The organism is Coprococcus sp. AF99-45, from assembly GCF_027663865.1.
In the GTDB taxonomy this organism is placed as follows: Bacteria; Bacillota; Clostridia; order Lachnospirales; family Lachnospiraceae; genus Allocoprococcus; species Allocoprococcus comes.
In genome coordinates, this window is record NZ_JAQDGZ010000002.1 from 126652 (window position 1) to 150349 (window position 23698).

The 23698-nt window shown below is 43.1% G+C and carries 23 protein-coding genes; 3 read left to right on the top strand and 20 right to left on the bottom strand.

Going from position 1 to position 23698, the window contains the following annotated elements:
- Positions 1-19: 19 nt before the first annotated feature.
- From PGR14_RS02340 to sigG, 3 genes are all read right to left on the bottom strand, one after another.
- Positions 20-283, bottom strand: a complete 264-nt coding sequence (locus PGR14_RS02340; protein ID WP_008371877.1) for a hypothetical protein — start codon at positions 281-283, stop codon at positions 20-22.
- A 49-nt stretch (positions 284-332) separates the two neighbouring features.
- A complete protein-coding gene (locus tag PGR14_RS02345) occupies positions 333-983 on the bottom strand; it encodes an HAD family hydrolase (protein WP_055261309.1) in 651 nt (216 codons plus the stop codon).
- A 78-nt stretch (positions 984-1061) separates the two neighbouring features.
- Positions 1062-1844, bottom strand: coding sequence for an RNA polymerase sporulation sigma factor SigG (sigG, locus tag PGR14_RS02350; protein ID WP_055246488.1), 783 nt, complete (start codon positions 1842-1844; stop codon positions 1062-1064).
- A gap of 217 nt (positions 1845-2061) precedes the next feature.
- Here sigG and PGR14_RS02355 point away from each other — a divergent pair, with 217 nt between their 5' ends.
- The 3 genes from PGR14_RS02355 to sigE all read left to right on the top strand — a co-directional run bounded on the left by PGR14_RS02355 (position 2062) and on the right by sigE (position 5449).
- A complete protein-coding gene (locus PGR14_RS02355) occupies positions 2062-3681 on the top strand; it encodes an MBL fold metallo-hydrolase RNA specificity domain-containing protein (RefSeq protein ID WP_055296804.1) in 1620 nt (539 codons plus the stop codon).
- Positions 3682-3903: 222 nt separating this feature from the next.
- Positions 3904-4695 (top strand): sigma-E processing peptidase SpoIIGA, encoded by a 792-nt coding sequence (locus PGR14_RS02360; RefSeq protein ID WP_055246484.1) that lies wholly within the window; start codon positions 3904-3906, stop codon positions 4693-4695.
- A gap of 10 nt (positions 4696-4705) precedes the next feature.
- Positions 4706-5449, top strand: a complete 744-nt coding sequence (gene sigE, locus PGR14_RS02365; protein WP_008371883.1) for an RNA polymerase sporulation sigma factor SigE — start codon at positions 4706-4708, stop codon at positions 5447-5449.
- A 54-nt stretch (positions 5450-5503) separates the two neighbouring features.
- On the opposite strand, the gene ftsZ is transcribed toward sigE, so the two are convergent.
- From ftsZ to PGR14_RS02450, 17 genes are all read right to left on the bottom strand, one after another.
- On the bottom strand, positions 5504-6712 hold the full coding sequence (ftsZ, locus tag PGR14_RS02370) for a cell division protein FtsZ (RefSeq protein ID WP_022220760.1): 1209 nt from the start codon (positions 6710-6712) through the stop codon (positions 5504-5506).
- Positions 6713-6861: 149 nt separating this feature from the next.
- Complete coding sequence (locus tag PGR14_RS02375) at positions 6862-7620, bottom strand: cell division protein FtsQ/DivIB (RefSeq protein ID WP_172676569.1); 759 nt, start codon at positions 7618-7620, stop codon at positions 6862-6864.
- Between the two features lie 44 nt (positions 7621-7664).
- The gene (locus PGR14_RS02380) at positions 7665-8723 is read right to left on the bottom strand and encodes an FtsW/RodA/SpoVE family cell cycle protein (protein ID WP_022220761.1); all 1059 of its coding nucleotides are present in this window, start codon (positions 8721-8723) and stop codon (positions 7665-7667) included.
- Positions 8724-8799: 76 nt separating this feature from the next.
- Positions 8800-10161, bottom strand: coding sequence for a UDP-N-acetylmuramoyl-L-alanine--D-glutamate ligase (gene murD / locus PGR14_RS02385; protein WP_055157375.1), 1362 nt, complete (start codon positions 10159-10161; stop codon positions 8800-8802).
- A 13-nt stretch (positions 10162-10174) separates the two neighbouring features.
- Positions 10175-11131 carry a phospho-N-acetylmuramoyl-pentapeptide-transferase gene (mraY, locus tag PGR14_RS02390; RefSeq protein WP_055157373.1) on the bottom strand — a complete coding sequence of 319 codons (957 nt, stop codon included), beginning with the start codon at positions 11129-11131 and terminating at the stop codon, positions 10175-10177.
- Between the two features lie 102 nt (positions 11132-11233).
- Positions 11234-12967, bottom strand: coding sequence for a peptidoglycan D,D-transpeptidase FtsI family protein (locus PGR14_RS02395; protein WP_055296806.1), 1734 nt, complete (start codon positions 12965-12967; stop codon positions 11234-11236).
- Positions 12968-13031: 64 nt separating this feature from the next.
- Positions 13032-14885 (bottom strand): peptidoglycan D,D-transpeptidase FtsI family protein, encoded by a 1854-nt coding sequence (locus tag PGR14_RS02400; RefSeq protein ID WP_055296808.1) that lies wholly within the window; start codon positions 14883-14885, stop codon positions 13032-13034.
- 23 nt (positions 14886-14908) lie between these two features.
- Complete coding sequence (locus PGR14_RS02405; protein WP_008371901.1) at positions 14909-15439, bottom strand: hypothetical protein; 531 nt, start codon at positions 15437-15439, stop codon at positions 14909-14911.
- A 21-nt stretch (positions 15440-15460) separates the two neighbouring features.
- Positions 15461-16396 (bottom strand): 16S rRNA (cytosine(1402)-N(4))-methyltransferase RsmH, encoded by a 936-nt coding sequence (gene rsmH, locus PGR14_RS02410; RefSeq protein ID WP_008371903.1) that lies wholly within the window; start codon positions 16394-16396, stop codon positions 15461-15463.
- Between the two features lie 26 nt (positions 16397-16422).
- Positions 16423-16860 (bottom strand): division/cell wall cluster transcriptional repressor MraZ, encoded by a 438-nt coding sequence (gene mraZ, locus PGR14_RS02415; protein ID WP_022220764.1) that lies wholly within the window; start codon positions 16858-16860, stop codon positions 16423-16425.
- A 287-nt stretch (positions 16861-17147) separates the two neighbouring features.
- Entirely contained in the window at positions 17148-17390 is a 243-nt protein-coding gene (locus PGR14_RS02420) for a hypothetical protein (protein WP_055296810.1), read from the bottom strand.
- A gap of 66 nt (positions 17391-17456) precedes the next feature.
- On the bottom strand, positions 17457-18296 hold the full coding sequence (locus PGR14_RS02425) for a DegV family protein (protein WP_008371909.1): 840 nt from the start codon (positions 18294-18296) through the stop codon (positions 17457-17459).
- Between the two features lie 100 nt (positions 18297-18396).
- A complete protein-coding gene (locus PGR14_RS02430) occupies positions 18397-19566 on the bottom strand; it encodes an FtsW/RodA/SpoVE family cell cycle protein (RefSeq protein WP_055296812.1) in 1170 nt (389 codons plus the stop codon).
- Positions 19567-19747: 181 nt separating this feature from the next.
- Positions 19748-20794 carry an electron transfer flavoprotein subunit alpha/FixB family protein gene (locus PGR14_RS02435; RefSeq protein WP_008371912.1) on the bottom strand — a complete coding sequence of 349 codons (1047 nt, stop codon included), beginning with the start codon at positions 20792-20794 and terminating at the stop codon, positions 19748-19750.
- 24 nt (positions 20795-20818) lie between these two features.
- Positions 20819-21601 (bottom strand): electron transfer flavoprotein subunit beta/FixA family protein, encoded by a 783-nt coding sequence (locus PGR14_RS02440; RefSeq protein ID WP_055296814.1) that lies wholly within the window; start codon positions 21599-21601, stop codon positions 20819-20821.
- A gap of 12 nt (positions 21602-21613) precedes the next feature.
- On the bottom strand, positions 21614-22765 hold the full coding sequence (locus tag PGR14_RS02445) for an acyl-CoA dehydrogenase (protein WP_055296816.1): 1152 nt from the start codon (positions 22763-22765) through the stop codon (positions 21614-21616).
- Positions 22766-22800: 35 nt separating this feature from the next.
- Positions 22801-23673 carry a 3-hydroxyacyl-CoA dehydrogenase family protein gene (locus tag PGR14_RS02450; RefSeq protein WP_022220766.1) on the bottom strand — a complete coding sequence of 291 codons (873 nt, stop codon included), beginning with the start codon at positions 23671-23673 and terminating at the stop codon, positions 22801-22803.
- Positions 23674-23698 lie beyond the last annotated feature (25 nt).

Here is a 23698-nt window from a genome sequence, read left to right on the forward strand (position 1 = left end):
CGCAGCTCTTTTCCTTTTATTAACCTTCCACGATCAGATACTGTCCGTTCGGAAGTGCGAATACTTCTGAAGCCTCTTCCAGCTCTTCATCACTCATACCACTGATGTCCGCTCCGCTTTCATCCAGATAATCTCTCACATCCTTGATAGAATCTACAACAACCGCCATACAGTCTTCCAAAAACGCTTCTGCCTCTTCCAGTGTCTCTGCAACCGGCTCATCAAAAAGCTGTGACTGCATATTCAGGAATGTCTGCAGACATTCTTCATCATACTCATACATACAGGCAACCCTCCCTTATCTTTCTCACAGAAAAATTTTCTCATCTGAACTATAAATAGTTAAGCAATTCTTCAGCATGTGCAATTGTTGCATCTGCTCCTGTCTCCACAAGAAGTTCTTTGGTCCGGAATCCCCATTCTGCTCCGACTGTAAACATACCGGCAGCCTTCCCTGTCTTCATATCTACATCCGAGTCTCCTATGTATATTCCTTCTTCCGGCGATACCCCTAATTTATCAAGTATCCACAGAAGTCCTTCCGGATCCGGTTTCTTCGGAAATTCACCCGACTGCCCCTGAATATGGTCAAAATATCCTTTTCCAAATGTACTTTCCACTACATCGATCGCCTGCAAATGTGGTTTGTTGGAAAATACTGCAATCTTTATTCCCTTCTTCTTCAGTGAATCTAACATCTGAACAACGCCATCATAAGGACGTACATGGTACATACAATTTTCTCCAAAGATTCTGCTGTACACTTCCATACCTTCTTCAATCCTCTTAAGCTCTGTGTCTCCGGACGCACGAAGTGCACGTTCCATAAGGCATCTGGCTCCATCTCCAACGAAGCTTCGGCACTGTTCTTTGGTAATCGGCTCAAGTCCCATTTCTTCTAACGTCTTATTCGTTGAATAAGTCAGCGAATCCAGCGTATTTGTCAAAGTTCCATCCAAGTCAAAAATACACGCTTTATACATTGCTGTTCTCCTGTTCTTCTGTTCTATGATTATAATAGTATGAACCTTGACAAATTTCAACTGGAAATCTCTATTTTTCTATTCACTTCGCAGATATTGTCGCATATCCCTGAGTGCATTCTTTTCCAGGCGGCTTACCTGTGCCTGTGAGATTCCGATTTCTTCTGCTACCTCCATCTGCGTTTTTCCTTCAAAAAAACGAAGTCTGATAATATACTTCTCCCTTTTTCCGAGTCGGTCCATTGCCGCCTGAAGAGACAGTTTCTCCACCCATCTGTCTTCTTTGTTCCTTTTGTCACTGATCTGGTCCATCACATACATAGCATCTCCATTGTCATTATATACCGGCTCATTTAAGCTGACCGGCATCTGGATCGCATCCAGCGCATAGACGATCTCTTCCTTTGCGATCCCGATTTCCTCTGCAATTTCCTGAACAGTAGGTTCTTTCTGGTTTACTTTGACATAATTTTCTTTCGCGTAAATGGCTTTATATGCCGTATCACGAAGTGACCTGCTAACACGGATCGAATTATTGTCCCGGATGAACCGCCGGATTTCTCCAATAATCATCGGTACCGCATAAGTTGAAAATTTTACTTCCAGCTCCGGATTGAAATTATTGATTGCCTTGATCAGTCCGATGCACCCGATCTGAAACAGATCATCCGGATTTTCACTGCTTCCCGAAAAGCGTTTGATCACACTGAGTACCAGACGCAGATTTCCTTTGATATACTGTTCTTTTGCCTCCTCATCCCCCGCTTTGATCTTCTCAAAAAGCACCTCTTTTTCCCCGTCGCTAAGCAGGGGAAGCTTTGCTGTATTTACACCACAGATTTCTACTTTATTAAGTACCATCTCAATAAACCTCCAAATCTTTACTGGTATAAATTTTTCTCAAAACTGTTTTTATTTATTCGATTCCCACTAAAATATTAAAAATATCGCTCCTTGACTTTTCCCATACTCTTCTGAAAGAATATACATCTTAGTAATATTGTCTGATTTTCTATCATTTTTCTTTAAATTATAGTATAATATACTAAAATAATTTTTACGCAAAGGGGTTGAGTATATGAAACTTACTTTTATCGGTGCCGCCCATGAAGTAACTGGAAGCTGCCATTATCTTGAAGCATGTGGAAAACATATTCTAATAGACTGTGGACTGGAACAGGGACCTGATCTGTATGAGAATCAGGAAATCCCGATCAATCCTTCCATGATCGACTATATCCTCTTAACGCATGCACACATTGACCATTCCGGCAAGATTCCTCTGCTTGTAAAAAATGGTTTTAAAGGAGAAATCATCTGTACATTCGCCACCTCTGATCTGTGCAGCATTATGCTCCGTGACAGTGCACATATCCAGGAATCCGAAGCAGAATGGCGAAACCGGAAGGCACTTCGTTCCGGTGCTCCGCTTTATGAACCACTTTATACTGTACAGGACGCCATGAATGCAGTTGCACTTCTTGCGCCGATCGATTATAACCAGACGATCCAGCTCTGTGAAGGAATCGAACTCCGCTTCACAGATGTCGGTCATCTGCTTGGTTCTTCCTGCATTGAAGTCTGGATCACAGAAGACGGTGTAAGCAAAAAAATCGTATTTTCCGGAGATGTCGGAAATATTGACCAGCCGATCATCAAAGATCCGCAGCATGTGGATGCAGCCGATTATCTTGTCATCGAATCCACCTACGGAAACCGGGTCCATTCTACTGTAAAACCGGATTATATTAAGGATCTTACCAGAGTCCTGCGCGAAACCTTTGCCAAAGGTGGAAATGTAGTCATTCCATCTTTCGCAGTAGGAAGAACCCAGGAGCTTTTATACTTTATCCGTGAGATCAAAGAAAATAATCTTTTGCCGGAATATCAGAATTTTGAAGTTTATGTAGACAGTCCTCTGGCGATCGAAGCAACCAACGTTTTCCAGAAAAATGTACAGTCCTGCTTTGATGAGGATGCAATGGCTCTGATAAGTAAAGGAATCAACCCTCTTCTTTTCCAGGGACTGAAAACCACGATCACCAGTGAAGAATCTAAAATGATCAACTTCAATGACAAACCAAAAGTAATCATCTCTGCTTCCGGAATGTGTGAAGCCGGCCGTATCCGCCATCATCTGAAACACAATCTCTGGAGAAAAGAATGTACGATCCTCTTCGTAGGCTATCAGGCAGTTGGCACTCTTGGCCGCAAGCTTGTCGAAAGCAAACCGGAATCAGTCCGGCTCTTTGGCGAAAATGTAGAGGTTAATGCCCGTATTGAAGTCCTTGCAGGGATCAGCGGACATGCCGATATGAATGGTCTTCTGAACTGGATTGATGGATTCAAAGAAAAACCATCCCACATCTTTGTTGTACATGGAGAGGATACGGTTACAGATTCTTTCGCTGCTACCATCACAGACCGTTTCGGCATTCCGGCATTTGCACCATACTCCGGAGGCTGTGTTGATCTCGCAACCGATACCATCCTTTCTGAAGGTATCAGGCTTCCGAAAAAAGCAGTTGAAAAGCCGGCCAAAGCACGTGCTCTTACTGCATTCAACCGCGTGGTTGCGGCAGCCAAACACCTCATGGATGTTGTGCTTAAAAATGAAGGTCTTGCAAACAAAGATCTTGCAAAATTCGAGTCACAGATCCAGAATCTTGCTGACAAATGGGATCGTGACGACAGATAAATACCGATCTTATCTTTCCAGAGACCGGCTTCCGACATGGAACGCCGGTCTTTTCCTGTCTTTTTCGACAATTCTTTAAAAAAATCCAGCATTTCAGCATGTCGAATAAAATTATTCTGTTTTTTCCATCTTCTGACAAAATTTGAAACACATCTTTTCTATAATAAAGCATGCTTAAGTACCAAATCTATTTAGCAGCTAAAGAGAAAGAAGGATAAGACTATGCAGTATGAAGTATATCTGGATGTATTGTTTCTGGAAAATATGATGATGGATTTTCTGATTCTTCTGGCAGTAAAAAAAGTATTTCCATGTTCTGCCACTTATGGAAGTCTTCTTGCCGGTTCCTTTACCGGTTCACTACTGACCTGTGCCATTTTATTTTTTCCATGCCCGGTATGGACCCGCTATATCCTGCTGTTTTTCCTGGTAAATTCCTGTATGACAGTGATCGGATTGAAAATCCGGACATTTCCCGTTTTTTTCAAAGCATGGATTCTACTCTATCTTGCAAGCTTTCTTCTTGGAGGTATCATGAGTTGGCTCCGTCTTTATTTTGGAAAATTTTTCCGGATCATATCTTTTCTTTTCACCCTTGGCATCTGTGGTTTTTTTCTTTTATATCATGGACTTTTGTTTCTAAAGAAACTATGGAAATCACAAGATCATAGTTTTGATGTGATTTTAACTGTAAATGGAAAAGATTTTCATCTGAAAGCCTTTCTGGACAGTGGTAATCATCTTTCTGATCCACTGACCGGAAAGCCGGTTCATATTATCAGCAAAGACGCCTGTCAGAAGATTTCTTCCCAAATCTCACCTGGAAGACTCCGGTACATCCCGTACCGGACTATACAGAAGACGACCAGTATTCTTCCTGTTTTTTCTGTCAAGAAGATGAGAATAACAGGAGAATCTGAATTTTTGATCCATTCTCCACTGATCGGTATTTCCGAACAGAAGAATTTTGGAAACGGAAAATATGAAATGCTATTGCATCCTGAAGATTGTTAGGAGGATTATAATGATGATAAAAGTTGCTGTTTCAGATTGTTTTAAATTGAAAATGATTCCCTCTTTCCGCAGTGTTTTCTTCCCGGAAAAGCAGGAAATCCATTACATAGGAGGGACAGATATCCTGCCGCTCCCACTTAGCAGTGAAGAAGAAGGTCATGCCATTTCCCTTCTCGGAGGCGGGCAGGATGAAGAAGGAAAAAAGCTTCTTATTGAACATAACCTGCGTCTGGTTGTATATATAGCGAAAAAATTTGACAATACCGGTGTAGGCGTAGAAGACCTGATCTCCATCGGCACAATTGGACTGATCAAAGCAATCAATACCTTCAATCCAGAGAAAAATATCAAACTTGCCACCTATGCCTCCCGTTGTATTGAAAACGAGATCCTCATGTATCTGCGCCGGAATAACAAGACCAAACTGGAGGTCTCCATCGATGAACCGCTCAATGTTGACTGGGATGGAAATGAGCTTCTTCTCTCCGATATTCTTGGAACTGAAGAAGATACTATTTATCGTGATATGGAAACCGAAGCAGAACACAAACTTCTTGGGAAAGCCATCGGACGGCTTTCAAACAGGGAACGGGTAATCGTGCAGATGCGATTCGGACTCGGAACCCCCGACGGGGAAGAAAAAACGCAGAAAGAAGTGGCCGATCTTCTTGGAATCTCCCAGTCTTACATATCAAGACTTGAAAAGAAAATTATGCAGAGACTGCGACGCGAAATGGTACGCTATGAACAGTAAACTATGAAAAACAGGGAAACAGTAATTTCTTACTGCTTCCCTGTTATTTCATTCTTATTTCTTAAAGAAATCCGGAATCTTGATAGACTGCTCTTTCACCTTGCTCTGTGGAGTTCTTGCACTCTGAAGCGGTGGTACCTGTGTAGTCTGTTGCTGTACCGGTCTGCCTCCGTATACCGGTCTTTCTACATTGCTGTATTCTCCCGGATTAAACTGTGGACGTGAAATATTGCTTGCTCCCATTCCAGATCCACCGTTCATCATAGCTGCTTTATGTTCCAGTCTTGACTGAAGCTTGCTCTGTGTTCCACCTACATTGTGAAGACCTGTTGCGATAACTGTGATAGTTGCTTCATCTGACTTGGAATCATCATACATTGCACCGAAGATGATGTTTGCATCTTCACCTGCAAGATCCTGTACATATTCTGCTGCATCACTCGCATCCATAAGTGTGATGTCACCTGAAATGTTGATGATAACGTGAGATGCACCTGCGATGGTTGTCTCAAGCAGAGGGCTGGCAACTGCCTGCTTAACTGCTTCAAGAGCCTTGTCATCACCTTTGCCCTGTCCGATACCGATATGAGCAATTCCTTTATCAGTCATAACTGTCTGTACATCGGCAAAGTCAAGGTTGATCAGTGAAGGTACATTGATCAGGTCTGTGATACCCTGGATACCCTGCTGAAGAACTTCATCAGCTTTCTTAAGTGCTTCCGGCATAGTTGTTCTTCTGTCTACAATTTCAAGAAGCTTATCATTCGGGATAACGATAAGTGTATCTACATTTTCTTTTAATTTTTCGATTCCGGCAAGAGCGTTGTTCATTCTTGTCTTGGATTCGAATTTGAAAGGCTTGGTTACAACGCCAACAGTAAGTGCTCCCTGCTCTTTGGCAATACGCGCAACAACAGGAGTTGCTCCTGTTCCTGTTCCGCCACCCATACCACAGGTAACAAATACCATATCAGCTCCCTTGAGTGCTGACTGGATCTCTTCGGCACTTTCCTCAGCTGCTTTTTCACCGATCTCCGGTTTAGCCCCTGCACCAAGACCCTTTGTAAGCTTGTCTCCGATCTGCATAAGAGTCGGAGCTTTACATAACTGAAGAGCCTGTTTATCTGTATTGATTGCGATAAATTCAACACCTGCAATCTGTTCATCGATCATGCGGTTGACTGCATTGTTTCCGCCGCCACCTACACCGACTACAATTATTTTAGCTGCTGCTTCTGATTCATTTGTTTTAATTTCTAACAAGAGTTTCTCCTCCTTCGTCACCTTATTATATTATACACCCTAAATGTCAATATGCGCTTAGTTATACATAAGACTATAATATATTTTTTTCCGAAAAATATCAATAGAATTTTGTATATTTTCCTATTTTTTTATTCACTTGACACAGATTATGTTCCAAGGTCCGGAATCACATCTTTTTCGAAGGTAATTGTAATATTATCTGTGTTAAAATTTTCCAGATACAGGGTTCCTCCCTGATCTCCCAGCTTCTCAAGGATCGGCGATATCTGCATGATCCGTTCTTCCAGATTCGTGTGCCCGACATTGACACATTTGTTTCCAAAAAAAAGATACAGATCTGAACCGGAACAAACAATCTTATCCGGCGCGAGATCACATTTTTTCAGTGTCATCGTCATATCCAGAAGGTTCCCAAATGCTTTTTTGTTCGCCTTGCTGACCGGAAGTTCTTTGTAAAGCTGTACTTTCTTTACTTCCAGCCCTTCAATGCACGGGATTCCATCCCACAGCTCCTTTGTCTTTGCAAGTACGATACCATCCTTGTCAAAATAAATACATTCATCACCTGACACGATATAACCGGCCACACGCTTCTCTTTGATCGTCACCTTCACAGTCCACGGATTCTTCATCGTCACATTTGCCTCTTCCATTGCCGGAAGCAGCTCGTGATTCATCAGGTGGTTCCTGATCATCACATACAGAGAATTGGAAGACCAATTATCATCCTGCACCCAGTCTGCAATCTCCTGTCTGCTAAGATACTGATTTCCTGATACTTCAATTTTCCGCACTTGAAAGAGTAAAAGAAACGTAATCATAGCTATGCAAACCAAAATAATGACCAGAATGGCTTTCATGGCAGCCTGCTTTATGATTCTCTTTTTCCTTTCTTTCTGTATCATCCCATCAGGCATCTTCCTCCTTCCGTCTTTTGTATATCTCCTGTTTAGTCTACCACTTGTGACACACTTAGCACAAGTCCCATTTCAATTAAAAGAAACATCACCGATGTTCCTCCATAACTGATAAAAGGAAGTGTAATCCCCGTATTCGGAATTGTGTTCGTCACAACTGCAATATTTAAAATAACCTGAATCATCATATGTGCCATCGCTCCGGTCGCGATCAGCGCACCAAAAAGATCCCTGCTTCCAGATGCGATCAGGAAAAAGCGCCAGATCAGAAGCAGAAACAGAAAAACGATAATCCCAGCACCTGCGAGTCCAAGCTCTTCACAAATAATTGAAAAGATCATATCATTCTGTGCCTCAGGTACAAATCCCAGCTTCTGTACACTGTTTCCGATCCCGACTCCGAATACTCCTCCGGATCCAATCGCGTAAAGCCCCTGCAGGGTCTGATAACCCTTTTCATATTTTTCCGGATTTCTCCAGATAGCAAGCCGTTCCAGCCGATAGCTTTCAAGGGCAAGAAAAATCCCCATAAAGCAGGCGCCTGCAATTCCCATCAAGGCAAATTGCGCATACTTCGGGCTTGCCACAAAGATCAGGATCACACCGATTCCCAGAATAATGATCGCCGTGCTTAAATTACTCGCTCCCACAAGTCCCACGATTGGAAGGATCCAGAACATGATCCTGCAAAGTGTCCACATTTTTCCGATTGTTTTTACGTTCTTCGTCACAAGATCCGCCAGAAAAAGAATCAGTGCAACTTTCGCAAATTCTGATGGCTGAAAAGAAAACGGGCCCAAAGCTAACCATCTTTTGGACCCGTTAATTTCTCTGCCAAACAACATGACCGCAACCGAAAGTGCAACTGCTGCCAGATAACCAAATACTGCCAGTCTCTGCCAGATGTGGTAATCCATCCCTGCCACGAACAGCATCAGTACAATTCCAAGCACCGTCGCAAACGCCTGCTTTTTCAGATAGTAAAAGGAATCATGAAATTTCACCTGCCCGTTATATGCACTGGTACTGTATAAGATCACCAGTCCAATCACAACCAGGAGAACAACAATCAACAGAAGCGTGTAATCCATACGCCCCTTTTTCCCTTTTTCCTCCACTTTGTTTCACGCCCTTTGATACAGATTATATGAAATTATTTTATTTCTTTTATAATGCATTCACGTATTTTTTGAATTCTTCCCCACGCACTTCATAGTTCGGGAACATTCCCCAGCTTGCACATGCCGGTGACAGCAGAACTGCATCTCCGGGTCTTGCAAGCTCCACACAGGTATCGAGTGCTTCTTCGAAAGTATCTTTTAAAATACAGTCATGAAATCCGCACTCTGCTGCTTCTTTCTGAATCTGCTCTTTTGTAGCACCGATCAGTACCAGATAGCGGACTTTTCCATCAAAGCTCTGGATCCATTCATGGAAATCGGACTGTTTATCATATCCACCACCAATCAGGATCGTCGGGCGGTTCATTGCCTGGATTCCCTTGATCGCCGCATCCGGATTCGTTCCTTTAGAGTCATTGTAATAGACAACCCCGTTCTTCTCTGCCACATATTCAATACGATGCTCAACCCCCTTAAATGCAAGTACAGACTTACGGATCACATCCAGATCTACACCGTAAGCCGCTGCCATTGCAACCGCTGCCATAACATTCTCATAATTGTGGACGCCAAGGATCTGTAATTCGCCGGTCTTGCAGATGACCGTTCCTTCTTTCTCCTTTTCCGGTTTGTATACAATATCTTCTCCGTCAAGATAAATGCCCTGTTCCAGTTTATGCTTACTGCTGAAAAATAGAACACTTGCCTGAAATTCATCTGCCATCTTTCTTGTCTCTTCATCTTCATAATTGAGAACGCAGATATCTTCTGGTGTCTGATTCTTCGCAATATTCATCTTTGCACGAATATATGCTTCCATCGTATGATGGCGGTTCAGATGATCCGGTGTGATATTAAGAACTGCGCTTACCTTTGGATGGAAGGTATGAATACTCTCCAGCTGGAAGCTTGAAAGCTCTGCCACGATCACAGAATCTTCTCTGGTATCTGCTGCGGCATTCGTATATGGTGTACCGATATTTCCCACAACAAAAACGCTGTCACGGGCATTTTTCATAATCTCGCCTAAAAGAGAGGTTGTTGTCGTTTTCCCATTGGTTCCGGTAATTCCAAGCACATCTCCTTTTCCACATACATAGGCAAGCTCAATCTCGCCCCAGACAGGAATTCCTTTTTCTTTCATAGCCAGAACAACCGGCAGATCAGTCGGCACCCCCGGACTCATTACAACCAGATCAAGACTTTCCATCTCCTCTTCCGGAAAAGCTCCGAGAACAACGCGGACTTTGCTTCCCTCACCCAGCTGTGCTTTCATTGCCTCGGCATCTTTTTTATCATTTCCATCATACAGAATTACCTCTGCCCCTTCTTTTTCCAATAATCCGCAGGATCCGATCCCACTGATCCCCGCACCGAATACCAACACTTTCTTTCCTTGTAAATCCATTTTTGTAAGCCTCCTATAATGCCAGCAGTGCAACCAGGCACAGAATTGCAGTTACAATTGAAAAAACTGCAACCACCCGTGTCTCGCTCCATCCACACAGCTCAAAATGATGGTGGATCGGCGCCATTTTAAAGAAACGCTTTCCGCCTGTTTTCTTAAAATATGTTACCTGGATCATAACTGATAAAACTTCTACCAGATAGATCAGTCCTACGATGATAATGAATAATGGCATCTGGAGCATGTATGCTGTCGAAGCAACAAAGCCCCCAAGAGCCAGTGATCCGGTGTCGCCCATAAATACGCTTGCCGGATAAACGTTGAATAATAAGAATCCCAGCAGCGCACCTACCACTGCACAGGTAATCGGTTCGATCCCACTCTTTGTTCCGATCGCAACAACTGTAAAGAAAGTTGCCACAAGAACTGTTACACTGGATGCAAGCCCGTCCAGTCCATCTGTAAAATTCACACCATTGACGGTACCGATCACTGCAATAAAAAGTACCGGAATGGCAAACCAGCCGATGTTCAGATATTTCCCACCTGAAAACGGTATCAGCATGGTAAGCGGTATCTTTGCCACTTTCACGATGTAAAACGCAAAAATCGCTGTAATCACGATCTGGAGTGCCATCTTCTGCATCGGCATCAGTCCATCTGATCTGTGAAGAACAACTTTCAGATAATCATCCAGGAACCCGACCAGTCCGAATCCAATCGTTACAAAAAGTACCGGAATCACCTTCGGATACTCTCTTACATAGATCAGCGAAGTGACCGCAATCGCAAACAAGATCATCACGCCTCCCATCGTCGGCGTTCCGGCTTTTTTAAGATGCGACTTCACCCCGTCTTCTCTCTCTGTCTGATCCATCTTGAGTCTTCTTAAAACAGGAATTACCACCGGTCCTGCTGCCACACTGAGAACAAACGCGATCAGCACCGGTATGACCATTGTAAAATCCATAATACACCTCTGTCTTTCTTTTGTTTTCAAAATCAGCCCTTACCTTAAAGGCACAGATTCTACGCTTTAGTATAATGTATCTGCCCTGTTTTTTCAACTGCTTCACGGGTTTTCTTCCCGTTCGATTCCAAGATAGGGAAGAATATTGTCGAAAATATCGCGCACAACCGGAGCTGCTATCGTCCCGCCATAATAGATACCCTGTGGGTTGTAAATAATTGCCATTGCTGCTACCTGCGGATCATCTGCAGGTGCAAATCCGATAAAAGATCCTATATAACGGTTCGCACTTCTTGGCAGCGTCTGGCTGGTCGCTGTCTTTCCTCCGATCCGGTATCCTTCGATCTGTGCTTTTTTTCCTCCTCCCTCGGACACAACCGTTTCCAGTATCTTTCTCATCTTTTCTGACGTTTCTTTAGAAAGAATCCGTTTTCTTTTTCCATAAGAAATCGTTTCTTCTTTCTCTCCACTTTCCGCATCATAAACGGCGACGCCAAAATGAGGAGTGATCCTTTTTCCCCCATTCACCAGAGAACATACTGTTGTTGCCATCTGCATCGGTGTCACCTGAAAAGACTGTCCAAACGACATCGTTGCCAGCTCTACCTGCCCTACATTTTCCTTCTTGTGCATGATCGTTACAGCCTCTCCCGGAAGATCTACACCTGTCTTCCCCATCAATCCGAATTTTTCAAAATATTTATAAAAATTCTCTGTTCCAAGCCGCATCCCTACTTCAATAAAAACCGGATTACAGGAATTCTGCACCCCCTGTACAAACGTCTCGGATCCATGTCCAGTCGTCCTCGCACACCGGATCCGGCGGTCTTCCACAAGCTTGTATCCAGGACAGTAAAAAGTATCTTCTTCTTTGACCACTCCCTCTTCCAACGCCGCCGAAGCAGTAAATACCTTAAAGATCGATCCTGGTTCATAAGTATCATTGATACTCCTGTTCCGCCACATCTGATTCAGCATTGCCTGTTTTTCTTCATCATTCAAAGCGGCATCTGTTCCCTCTGGTAATGTAAACGGGGCATTCAGATCAAACTCTGGAGCATTGACGCAGGCATAGATTTCCCCTGTTTTTGGATTCAGGATCAAAATCACAACTGCATCTGCCTGTTTTTCTTCCATTACTTTTTCCGCAGCCTGCTGTGCATATTCCTGGATATTATAGTCCAGGCTTACCTGCAGAGTGTCTCCGGAAACCGGTTCTACTCTGTCTTCCAACGTATCCGCAAGCTCAATCCCTCTGGCATCAGTTGTTGTCAGAATCATTCCGTTCACACCTTTCAGATAATTTTCATACTTTACTTCCAGTCCAATGATTCCCTGATTGTCTCCACCGGTAAATCCAAGAACCTTTGAAGCCAGATTGCCATACGGATAGTACCGTTTAAAATCCTCATCTACCTTCACCCCGTCCAGTTCATATGCACGAATCCGGTCCCCGGTCTCTTTCTCCACATTTGTCTTTATTTTTTCTCTAGAAGAAACTTTTTCGACTCTTTTCCGAATCATTTCTTTCTCTATTCCCAGCTCATCGGCAAGAACCTGGATCACTCTCTCCGGATCTGTTATCTGACTATGGATAACAGATATGGTACACACCGCTTTATTGGTCGCAAGGACTTTGCCATTTCTGTCAATGATCTCTCCCCTTGCCGCCTTGATCTCCCTCTCTCTTTCGTGCAGCGTTTTTGCTTTCTGTTGATAATACGCAGCATCAAATATCATCAAATACACCAGTCTTGCGATCAGAAAAAAAATCATCAGAAGCGCGCTTAAAAATACTACCAGCATTTTCTTTTTATTATAAGTCTTATTCCGCATAAAAACCCCGAAAAACAGATTCTTACTATTACTGTATGATCTGTCTTCCGGGGTTATACCCAAATTACTCAGCCGGAGCCTTTGTAATATTCAAATACGGAAATGCTTCTGCCATAATATCAGAAGCGAGCTGCGAGATCAGGCTGCTGGTCGCTGACTGATCCGGAGCATTCGGTTCATCGATGACTACATAAATCATAATTTCCGGATTCTCCTGCGGTGCATATCCGATAAAGGATACCACGTTCTTATTCTCTCCACGGGGCAATTTTTCCGCTGTACCGGTCTTACCACCGATATCATATCCTTCTACCTGTGCATATCTACCACTACCGTTCTGAACAACACTGTACATATAACTTTTCAGTTTATCAGAAGTTTCTTTAGAAATTGTCTTCTTCTCCAACACCGGATCAATAGTCTGGATCACATTTCCGTTCTCATCCTGAATGGCTTTTACAAGATGCGGTTCATAATAATCGCCACCATTGATCAGAGAACAGAATCCTGTCGCAAGTTGAAGCATAGTTACGTTAAAATTCTGTCCGAAAGAGTTGGTTGCAAGATCCGTTTTGATCATTCCATCCGGTGACTGCAAAATACCAACCGCCTCACCCGGAAGATCAATTCCCGTATACTGACCGAATCCAAAAATACTCTGGTACTTACAGAATTCTTCCGGTCCGATTGCCAGACCAATCTGCATCAGGGCAACGTTACATGAATTTTCCATAACCTGTGTCAGATTCTGCTGCCCGTGTCCACCATTATCATAAGAGATACATTTAATCTCCCATTCATCGATCTGAAGGGAACCACCGCAGTAATAGATCTCATCGCCTTTCAGTGCACCAATCTCCAGACCTGTTGCAACCGTAAATGGTTTGATCGTAGATCCCGGCTCAAAAGTATCGCTCACGCAGAAGTTTCTCCAGAGTTCATTCAGAACATCGATCTTATCGTCACTGCTCATTCCGGTTATTTCTTCCTCTGTATAATACTTGGATAGATCTCTCGGATTATTCAGATCATAGGTAGGTGAGGAAGCCATTGCCAGAACTTCTCCGGTATTCGGGTTCATCATGATCACAGCTCCGTTTTTAAATCCCATCCCCTCCTGCGCTTCATCTGTGTGCGCCTGGTTAAACTCTTCCAGATGCTTTTCCACGATAGACTGCAGGTTCGCATCAATCGTTGTTACGATCGTATTTCCATTTATCGGCTCTTTCACCGTGTTTTCAATTGCCGAGTCTTCATTCTGATAACCATATCTGCGTCCATCCGTTCCATTCAACGTTGAATTATAGGATGCTTCCAGTCCGCTTGCTCCCACATTCCCCGATACGCTGAATCCCAGGACATCGCAGGCAAGTGTATTATATGGATATTTTCTGACATAATCCTCTTCCAGCCAGATTCCTTTGATCTTGGAATTTTTCTTCTCTGCCGCTTCAAATGCCTTCGCATCATCGTAGGAAATTCCTTTTTTCAGAATATTGTATCGACTGTCCGGACTGTCCGCGATAATTGCATCCACTGCCGATGCCTTGATCTGAAAATAACTTTTCAGCGCTTTTTTCGTAGCTGCTATGTTTTCAGCTTTTTTTGTCTCGTCTGAAAGTAAGACCTTTGCATCCAGAATCACATTGTATACACGCTCACTTGTCGCAAGCTTTGTGCCGTTTGTATCTACAATATCTCCACGCTTGAACGGAATCGACTGACTCATATACTGCTGCTGATCCAGTACTGTCTTGGTATAATCTTCTCCTGACGAGGCATTGATATAGGTAATTCTTCCGACAAGAATAACAAAAGCCAGTAATATCGCTATAAAGAGCATTACCAGCTTTTTCTGCATTCCAACCGTGAATTTATGCCTCAGAACGGAAGGCTTTCTTTTTCTTCTTTTTGACATGTTATTCACCTTTGTTCATAAACCTATTTATCTGTTGTCTGTCCAAGCACTCCGCTTTTCGGAATACTTTCGTACTGTTTTACATAATCATTAACCGGGTTCTGATATTCAATGATCTGATCCGAAGTCGCATATCCCATACCCAGATCATTGATTGCACGGTCTCTTACTTCTTCCAGATTCACAGAATCCATTACTACGTTATATCTAGTTGTATTCTCTTCTTTTGCATCTGCCAGTTCCTGCTGCAGCTCGGTAATATGCTCTGTCCGGCTTGTAAGCTCTGCACGTACCTGCAGATACCATACACAGACTACAAGCGCTGCCACTGCCGCAATTGAAAGAAACATCACATATGCAGGATTCATCCGCATTGCTTTTCTTCGATTTTTCAAAATCTGTCTGTCCAGTTTTTTCTTTTTATGTTCTTTTCTTGGTTCCTCTTGTCGCTGTGGCATGACTTCTGCCTGGCGAACTGTATTTCCGTATATGTACATTCCTCGGCTTGTTACTGTACGTCTGTCTGCCTGTATTCTATGACTGTATTTTGCCATACAGCACCACCCTTTCAAATTCTATACGCGCTCAAAGATACGCAGCTTCGCACTCTTAGAACGACTGTTCACTTCCATCTCTTCTTCACTTGGAAGAATCGGTTTTTTCGTAATGACTTTTCCTTTGGAAACTTTTCCACACACACATACCGGGAAAGTACTCGGACACGTGCATGGATTCTCATTCTTTTTAAAAATTCCTTTGACAATTCTGTCCTCCAGGGAATGGAACGTGATGATGCATATCCTTCCTCCCGGATTTAAAATATCGATCATATCGTCAAGTGAATCCCTGAGCACCTCCAGTTCCCGGTTACATTCAATCCGGATTGCCTGAAAGGTTCTTTTTGCCGGATGCCCCGACATCTTCTGAAACTTCATCGGTATAGACTGTCTGATAATCTCTGCCAGCTGCCCGGTTGTTTCAATAGGACCTTTCTCTCTTGCCATAACAATATGTTTTGCTATATTCTTCGCAAATTTGTCCTCACCATAGTCGCGAATGATCCGAAAAAGGTCCATCTCACTGTAGCCATTGACAATCTCCTTTGCAGATAAAGTCTGACGTGTGTCCATCCTCATATCCAAAGGCGCATCTACGCGATAGGAAAAACCACGATCTGCCGTATCTAACTGATAAGATGATACGCCCAGATCGAGTACAATTCCATCGACCTTGTCAATTCCTTTCTCATGGAGCCTCGACTTCATATCACAATAATTGCTCCTGATTATTGTAACTCTCTCCCCGAAGTCGCTTAATCGGGTGCCTGCCGCTTCAATCGCCGCCGCATCCTGGTCTATTCCTATAAAACTCCCCTTGTTGTTTAAACGCCGACATACTTCATATGCATGTCCGCCTCCTCCAAGTGTGCCATCAACATAAATACCGTCCGGCTTGATGTTCAGTCCTTCGATTGTCTCATCCAGTAATACTGATTTATGCTTAAATGCCATGGTGTCCTCCTAATTAAAAGATCTATTTAGATGCTAAGTCCCAAATCTTCCATGTCACTTGCAATGTCCTCGATATTTTCCTCAACATCAGCTGTACGCGCTTCCCACGCCTCTTTACTCCAGATCTCGACCTTGTCCAGCACACCTGCTAGAACAACCTCTTTTTCAAGATCTGCATAAGCGCGAAGAGAAGAAGATATCAAAACTCTCCCTTGTTTGTCAAGTTCTCCTTCCGTAGCACTTCCAAGAAAGAAACGCTTAAAGTCTCTGGCTTTTTTGTTTGTAAGCGGTAAGGTTCTAAGCTTCTCTTCAAAGGCTTTCCATTCATTGTCCGGATACAGAAATAAGCAGCCGTCCATCCCTTTCGTAATTACGAAATGTTCTCCCAGACTCTCTCGTAATTTGGAAGGAATAATCAGCCTGCCTTTTGAATCAATACTATGATTAAATTCTCCAGTCAACATAGGATCACCTTCTTTCAAAGTGGTCTGCCACTTTCCATGCCACTTTGCTCCACTTCGCTCCACTTTCTACCACTTGTATCCATTGTACCCCACTTTTCCGCCCTTTTCAAGCACTTTTTCGAATTTATCCATTCTGAAAAAAGTCCGATAAATCATATTTTTTCCCATTTTTCATTCATTTTGTGGTGAAAAGTGGAGCGTTTTATACTCCATTCCCCACACAGTGCATAAAAAAAGTGGAGAAACCGTTCCACAATGGAACCATCTCTCCACTTTCTTCTTTTCATCTACTCAGCAGTGTTAAGTGACTGGACATAATCATTTACAGCAGAATAATCAACTTCTGCTACTGCTCTTGGCTGCTTTGATTCATACATATCATAAGCGGACCATCCAATCCAGACAACGATTGCAAGTGCAATCAGCCCAAGGATCGTATAATCAAAAGCTTTTCGCAAGTTTTTCTTTTTTTCTTCACGCTTTCTGTTCGCTTTTGCCTGTTTATAATAATCTACTTTTTTCTGACTCATATCTGCAAGTCTCCTTCGCAATCATCTAACCAGTATATTTTATCACACTTTTACGATTGATACAAGCTATACTGCAATAATTACTCCGCCATCATTCGCATACATGCTACTGACACCTCTGGTATCCAGAATGATAATGTCTTTTAATTTCACACGTTCTTCCAGCATCTTCTTCACATCCTGTGCTCTCTGCGGGCAGTTACAATGCGAAATTGCAAGTACCTTGCTCTCCGGATCTTTCAGATCTGCGATCACACAATCCACCATATTCTTAAGTGCTTTTTTAATTCCGCGCGCCTGACCCAACTGACAAATCTCGCCCTTCGGAGTAGCCCCCATCACCGGCTTAATATTCAGTACTGTTGCCGCAATTGCTTTTAATCCTGTAAGTCTTCCATTCTTACGAAGAGTCTCAAGCGTCTCAAGAACAAAATATGTGTGCTGCTCTTCAATATATGCTTCTACAGCAGCTACCACTTCCTTGAATGTCATGCCCCGCTCTTCACACTGCGCAATCTTCATCCCGATGAGCGTCTGTCCTACTGATGCAGATTTTGAGTTGAACACATAAATATCTTTCTCACCATATTCTTCTTCATATAAATTCTTGCCCAGTACGGCACTGTTATAAGAACCGCTCAGTTCAGAAGACAACGTAACAGCATATACATGCTCCGCATCACAGTGATATCCTTCCATAAATGTCTCCGGAGACGGACAACTTGACTTTGGACATGTCGGGCATTCAGCTACGTTCTTCAAAAATTCAGCCTGATTGAAAGATTCATCATCAATTATATGACAATCTCCAACCTCCAGTCCCAGTGATGCTGTCTCAAACCGACCTGAAGCTTTCATCTCTGCTGTCAATTCTCCACAGCTGTCCACAATCACTTTATAACTCATAATCCAAACCTCCGAAACGTGTCATTTGCATCCATTATACGTGGTTTTCATTACCACTTATAACATCATATCACACTTTTCTTTGAAAAAAAAGCTTTTTTTACCCTTCCAGTTTAATTCTTCTAGAAATTCCAAGTGCCATTCCCATCTCTATCATCAGGAACAGGATGGATGTACCACCATAACTGATAAAAGGCAATGTAATTCCGGTATTCGGCATCATGTTCGTAACTACCATAACATTGAGAATTACCTGGATCGCGATATGTGACATAATCCCTGTCATGATCAGTGCTCCATACAGATCAGGTGCGTTCTGTGCAATAAAAAGCAGTCTGTAGATCAGAAGACCGAACAAAACCAGGATAATGATCGCTCCAAATACCCCAAGCTCTTCACAGATTGCTGACAGGATCATGTCGTTCTGCACTTCCGGTATTACCGTCTTTTGCACACCATTTCCCAGTCCTTTCCCAAAAAAGCCACCTGATCCAATCGCATATAGTCCCTGTACCGTCTGGAAAGAAATCGTTGACGCATATTTTTCCGGGTTCAGCCAGGCAATGATACGTCTGAGTCGGAAGCTGGTGCTGTTCTCAAGAAGTCTTCCGAGGATATATGATCCCGCCACAAAAACAGCCAGCCCGCCGCCTGCAATCCACAGAAAAATCTTCTGCTTCTTATGTACGACAAAAAGGATACAGCAGGAAATTCCCATTACAATGATCGCAGAGCTTAGATTATCAGTCAGCACATAAACTCCCAGTGCTGCCAAACCTCCCCACTCCACAACTCCCAGCGATCCTTTCAGGGTGTGTACTTTATTCCCCATTCTGCAGATCAGGTATGGGATAAATATGATCACAGCGATCTTCATAATCTCTGCCGGCTGGAATGACTGGTTAGCCGGAAGCCGGAACCATCTTCGTGCACCATTTACCTCAATACCAAGTGGTGTAAATTTAACAAGTGCAAGAAGAAGCATGGATCCCCAGTAGCTCATTGCTGCATATTTGGAAAACATATGATAATCCAGGCGAGAAACCCACATCATCGCAACAATACTTCCAAGTCCGATGAGACCCTGCCTTTTCAGGAAGTACATCCCATCTCCGTATTCCGTTCGTGCTTCATAGGAACTGATACTGTATAGCATTACCAGTCCAAAACACATCAGAAATATAATAATCGCCAGAAGACTGTAATCAAAATAATGAACCGCCTGCTTTTTTACAGCCTTCCTTCGTCTGCTTTTAATTCTTTGTGCCATTTATTCACACTCCTACTTAAGCTATAACTACAAAGTCTATATCTTATAAAGTATACCATAATATCCCCCAGACGCACAAGCTTTCCGCACGAAAATAGAGCAGGCTAACTTCTATTCGATTTGTATACAAAAAAATGGTGCCGCTTCTTTGCGACACCATCTTTGTTTTACCAGCTATTCTTTATTTTTTAGCAGCAACTGCTTCTTTGATCTGTTTGGTAAGTTCTGGTACGATCTTATTCAGATCTCCAACGATACCATAGTCAGCTACATCAAAGATCGGAGCTGTCTCATCTTTGTTGATTGCAATGATCAGATCAGATTCTTCCATACCTGCTACATGCTGGATCGCTCCAGAAATACCGATTGCAAAATATACCTGAGGACGAACTGTCTTTCCTGTCTGTCCTACCTGAAGATCTTTTGGTTTCCAGCCATTATCTACAACTGCACGTGAGCAGCTTACTTCTCCGCCGAGTGCTTCTGCAAGATCTTCCAGGATCTTGAAGTTTTCTGCACTTCCGACTCCACGTCCACCGGATACAAGAATCTTGGCATCCATGATATCAACAGTCTCAGATACAGATTTAACAACTTCCATGATCTCAACATATTTGTTATCCGGTGTGAATCCAGGATTAAACTCTTCAACATTGGCTTTTGCGCCTTCAATCTTAGCAATCTTCTGCATAACACCAGGACGAACGGTTGCCATCTGCGGGCGGTTATCCGGGCATGCGATGGTAGCGATTGTATTTCCGCCAAATGCCGGACGAGTCATAAGAAGCTGATTGTGCTTCTGCTCTTTTCCTGCTACCGGATTGATCGGGAAATCACCGATCTCAAGCTGTGTACAGTCTGCTGTAAGACCTGTCTGTACTCTTGCGGATACTCTAGGACCAAGATCACGTCCGATTGCAGTTGCGCCGACTAACATGATCTCCGGTTTATATTTTTCGATAACAGATGCCAGTGCATGTGCGTATGGCTCTGTTCTATATTCTTTCAGTTCCGGATCATCTACTACGATTACTTTATCTGCTCCGTATGCTGCAAGCTCATCTGCAAGTCCTTTTACGTCAGAACCGATCAGAACGGCTGCTACTTCTGCATTTAAGTCTGCTGCAAGGTCTTTTGCTTTTCCAAGAAGTTCAAATGCGATTCCGCTCAGTTTGTTGTCTACCTGTTCAGCAAAGACATATACTCCCTTATATTCTTCTAAGTTCATGATATTCACCACTTTTCCTTCTTATTAAATGATATGTTTCTCTGTTAATTTTCCCATCAGGTAAGATACTGCTTCTTCCGGATCAAGAGTAACTTTTTCTCCTGCCCCTTTTCTTACTTTGTCAGATGCTTTTGCGATCTTTGTAGGTGATCCCTTCAGACCGATATTTGCATCATCCAGGGTAGTAAGATCTGCTCTTCCCCATGTTGTGATCTCAGCATCACAAGCATCGAAGATTCCGCCTGGTGTCATATAACGTGGTTCATTTAATTCTGAAAGTGCAGTGATAAGGCAAGGCATTTTTGCTTTCAGTACATGATATCTGTCTTCGAACTGACGCTGTACGATCACGCTGTCGCCTTCTACTTTGATATCCTGTGCATAAGAGATTACCGGGATGTCCAGATGTTCGGAAATCTGCGGTCCAACCTGTGCTGTATCACCATCGATTGCCTGACGTCCTGTGATGATCAGGTCATAATCGAGTTTACGGAGTGCTGCTGCGATGGTGCTTGATGTAGCCCATGTATCAGCTCCTCCAAGTACTCTGTCTGTTACAAGAATTGCCTTATCAGCTCCCATTGCAAGTGCTTCACGAAGCACATCGGCTGCTTTTGGAAGTCCCATTGTAAGTACAGTTACTTCTGCTCCATACTGGTCTTTTAATCTAAGTGCGGCCTCAAGACCTGCTTTGTCATCCGGGTTCATAATTGCAAGCATTGCAGCTCTGTTAAGTGTACCGTCCGGATTAAACTGAACTCCGCCTTTTGTATCCGGTACCTGTTTTATACAAACAACTATCTTCACGATTCGTACCTCCTATTTCAATAAGTTTCCAGAAATAACCATACGCTGAACTTCTGAAGTTCCTTCGTAGATTTCTGTAATCTTTGCGTCACGCATCATACGTTCTACATCGTATTCTCTGATGTATCCGTATCCACCATGTAACTGAACAGCCTTTGTGGTAACTTCCATCGCTACTTCTGCTGCATAAAGCTTAGCCTGTGCAGCTTCGACAGAGTAAACTTTCTTTGTAGCTTTTGCCATGGCAGCTTTGTATACCATCATCTTTGCAGCCTCTACCTTTGTAGCCATATCTGCAAGCTGGAACTGTGTATTCTGGAACTGGCCAATCGTGCGTCCGAACTGTTTTCTTTCTTTTACATATGCGATTGTTCTGTCAAGTGCACCTTCAGCGATTCCAAGTGCCTGAGCGGCAATACCGATACGTCCGCCATCCAGAGTATGCATGGCGATGCCGAAGCCCTTGCCCTGTGCTCCAAGGAGATTTTCTTTTGGAATACGGCAGTCTTCAAAAATAAGCTCGTATGTTGAAGATCCACGGATACCCATCTTCTTCTCTTTGGTTCCGAATGTGAATCCCGGAGTGTCTTTCTCTACGATGAATGCAGAAATCTCTTTCATCTTTCTGCCACGTTTTTCAACAATACCTGTTACGGCGATAATGATGTAAACATCTGCTTCTTTACCGTTTGTGATAAAGCATTTTGATCCGTTTAATACCCATTCATCTCCGTCAAGAACAGCCTTAGTCTGCTGTCCCTGTGCATCTGTACCTGCCCCAGGTTCTGTAAGGCCGAAAGCTCCAAGCTTTCTTCCTGATGCAAGATCCGGAACGTATTTTGCTTTCTGCTCCGGTGTTCCGTATGTCAGGATCGGGTCTATACAAAGAGAGGTATGCGCAGATACGATTACAGATGTTGTGGCACAAACCTTTGCAAGTTCTTCTACACACATTACGTATGTCAGTGGATCGCATCCCTGTCCCTCGTATTCCTTCGGTACCGGAATACCAAGAAATCCATATTTCGCCATTTTTTCAACTGTTGCTCTTGGGAAAACTTCTGTCTCGTCCACTTCCTGTGCAAGTGGTTTTACTTCGTTTTCTGCGAATTCTTTAAACAGAGTTCTCGCCATTTCGTGTTTCTTATCTAATCCGAAATCCATTTATTCTTCCTCCATGTCTTTATTTAGAACATCCATTACTGTGCATCAACCGGAGTTTTTGTGCGGTCTGCATTGTATACATAGAATCCTTTTCCGCTCTTAACTCCAAGGTTTCCACCACGAACCATCTTACGAAGCAGCGGACATGCACGATATTTGCTGTCGCCTGTTTCTGCATAAAGTACATCCATGATAGCAAGGCAGATATCAAGTCCGATGAAATCACCAAGCTCCAGAGGTCCCATTGGATGGTTTGCACCAAGCTTCATTGCCGCATCGATTCCTGCGATATCAGATACACCTTCCATCTTGATGAAAGCTGCTTCATTGATCATCGGAACAAGGATACGGTTTACTACGAAACCTGCTGCTTCATTAACCTGTACAGGTGTCTTTCCGATTTCTTCTGCGATCTTCTTGATTGCATCTACAGTTTCAGCCGGTGTATTTACGCCTGCGATCACTTCTACTAATTTCATACGGTCTGCCGGGTTGAAGAAATGCATACCGATCATTGGACGGGTAAGTCCGTTGCCGATTTCTGTGATAGAAAGGCTGGAGGTATTTGATGCAAAAATGCATTCAGGTTTTGCGATCTTATCAAGTTCACTGAATGTAGTTTTCTTAACTTCCATGTTCTCAAATGCTGCTTCTACGATCAGATCACAATCTGCGCAGAGATCTTCTTTGAGTCCCGGAGTAATTTTTGCAAGAATTGCATCAACTGCTTCCTGAGTTAATTTTCCTTTCTGAACAAGTCTGTCATAGCCTTTAGCGATTTTAGCTTTTCCGCCTTCTGCCCATTCCTGTTTGATGTCACAGAGTGCTACTTCATATCCATCTACCTGAGCAAATGCCTTTGCAATGCCCTGTCCCATTGTTCCTGCGCCAATAATTCCTACTTTCATTGAAATTACCTCCATTTTATAAATT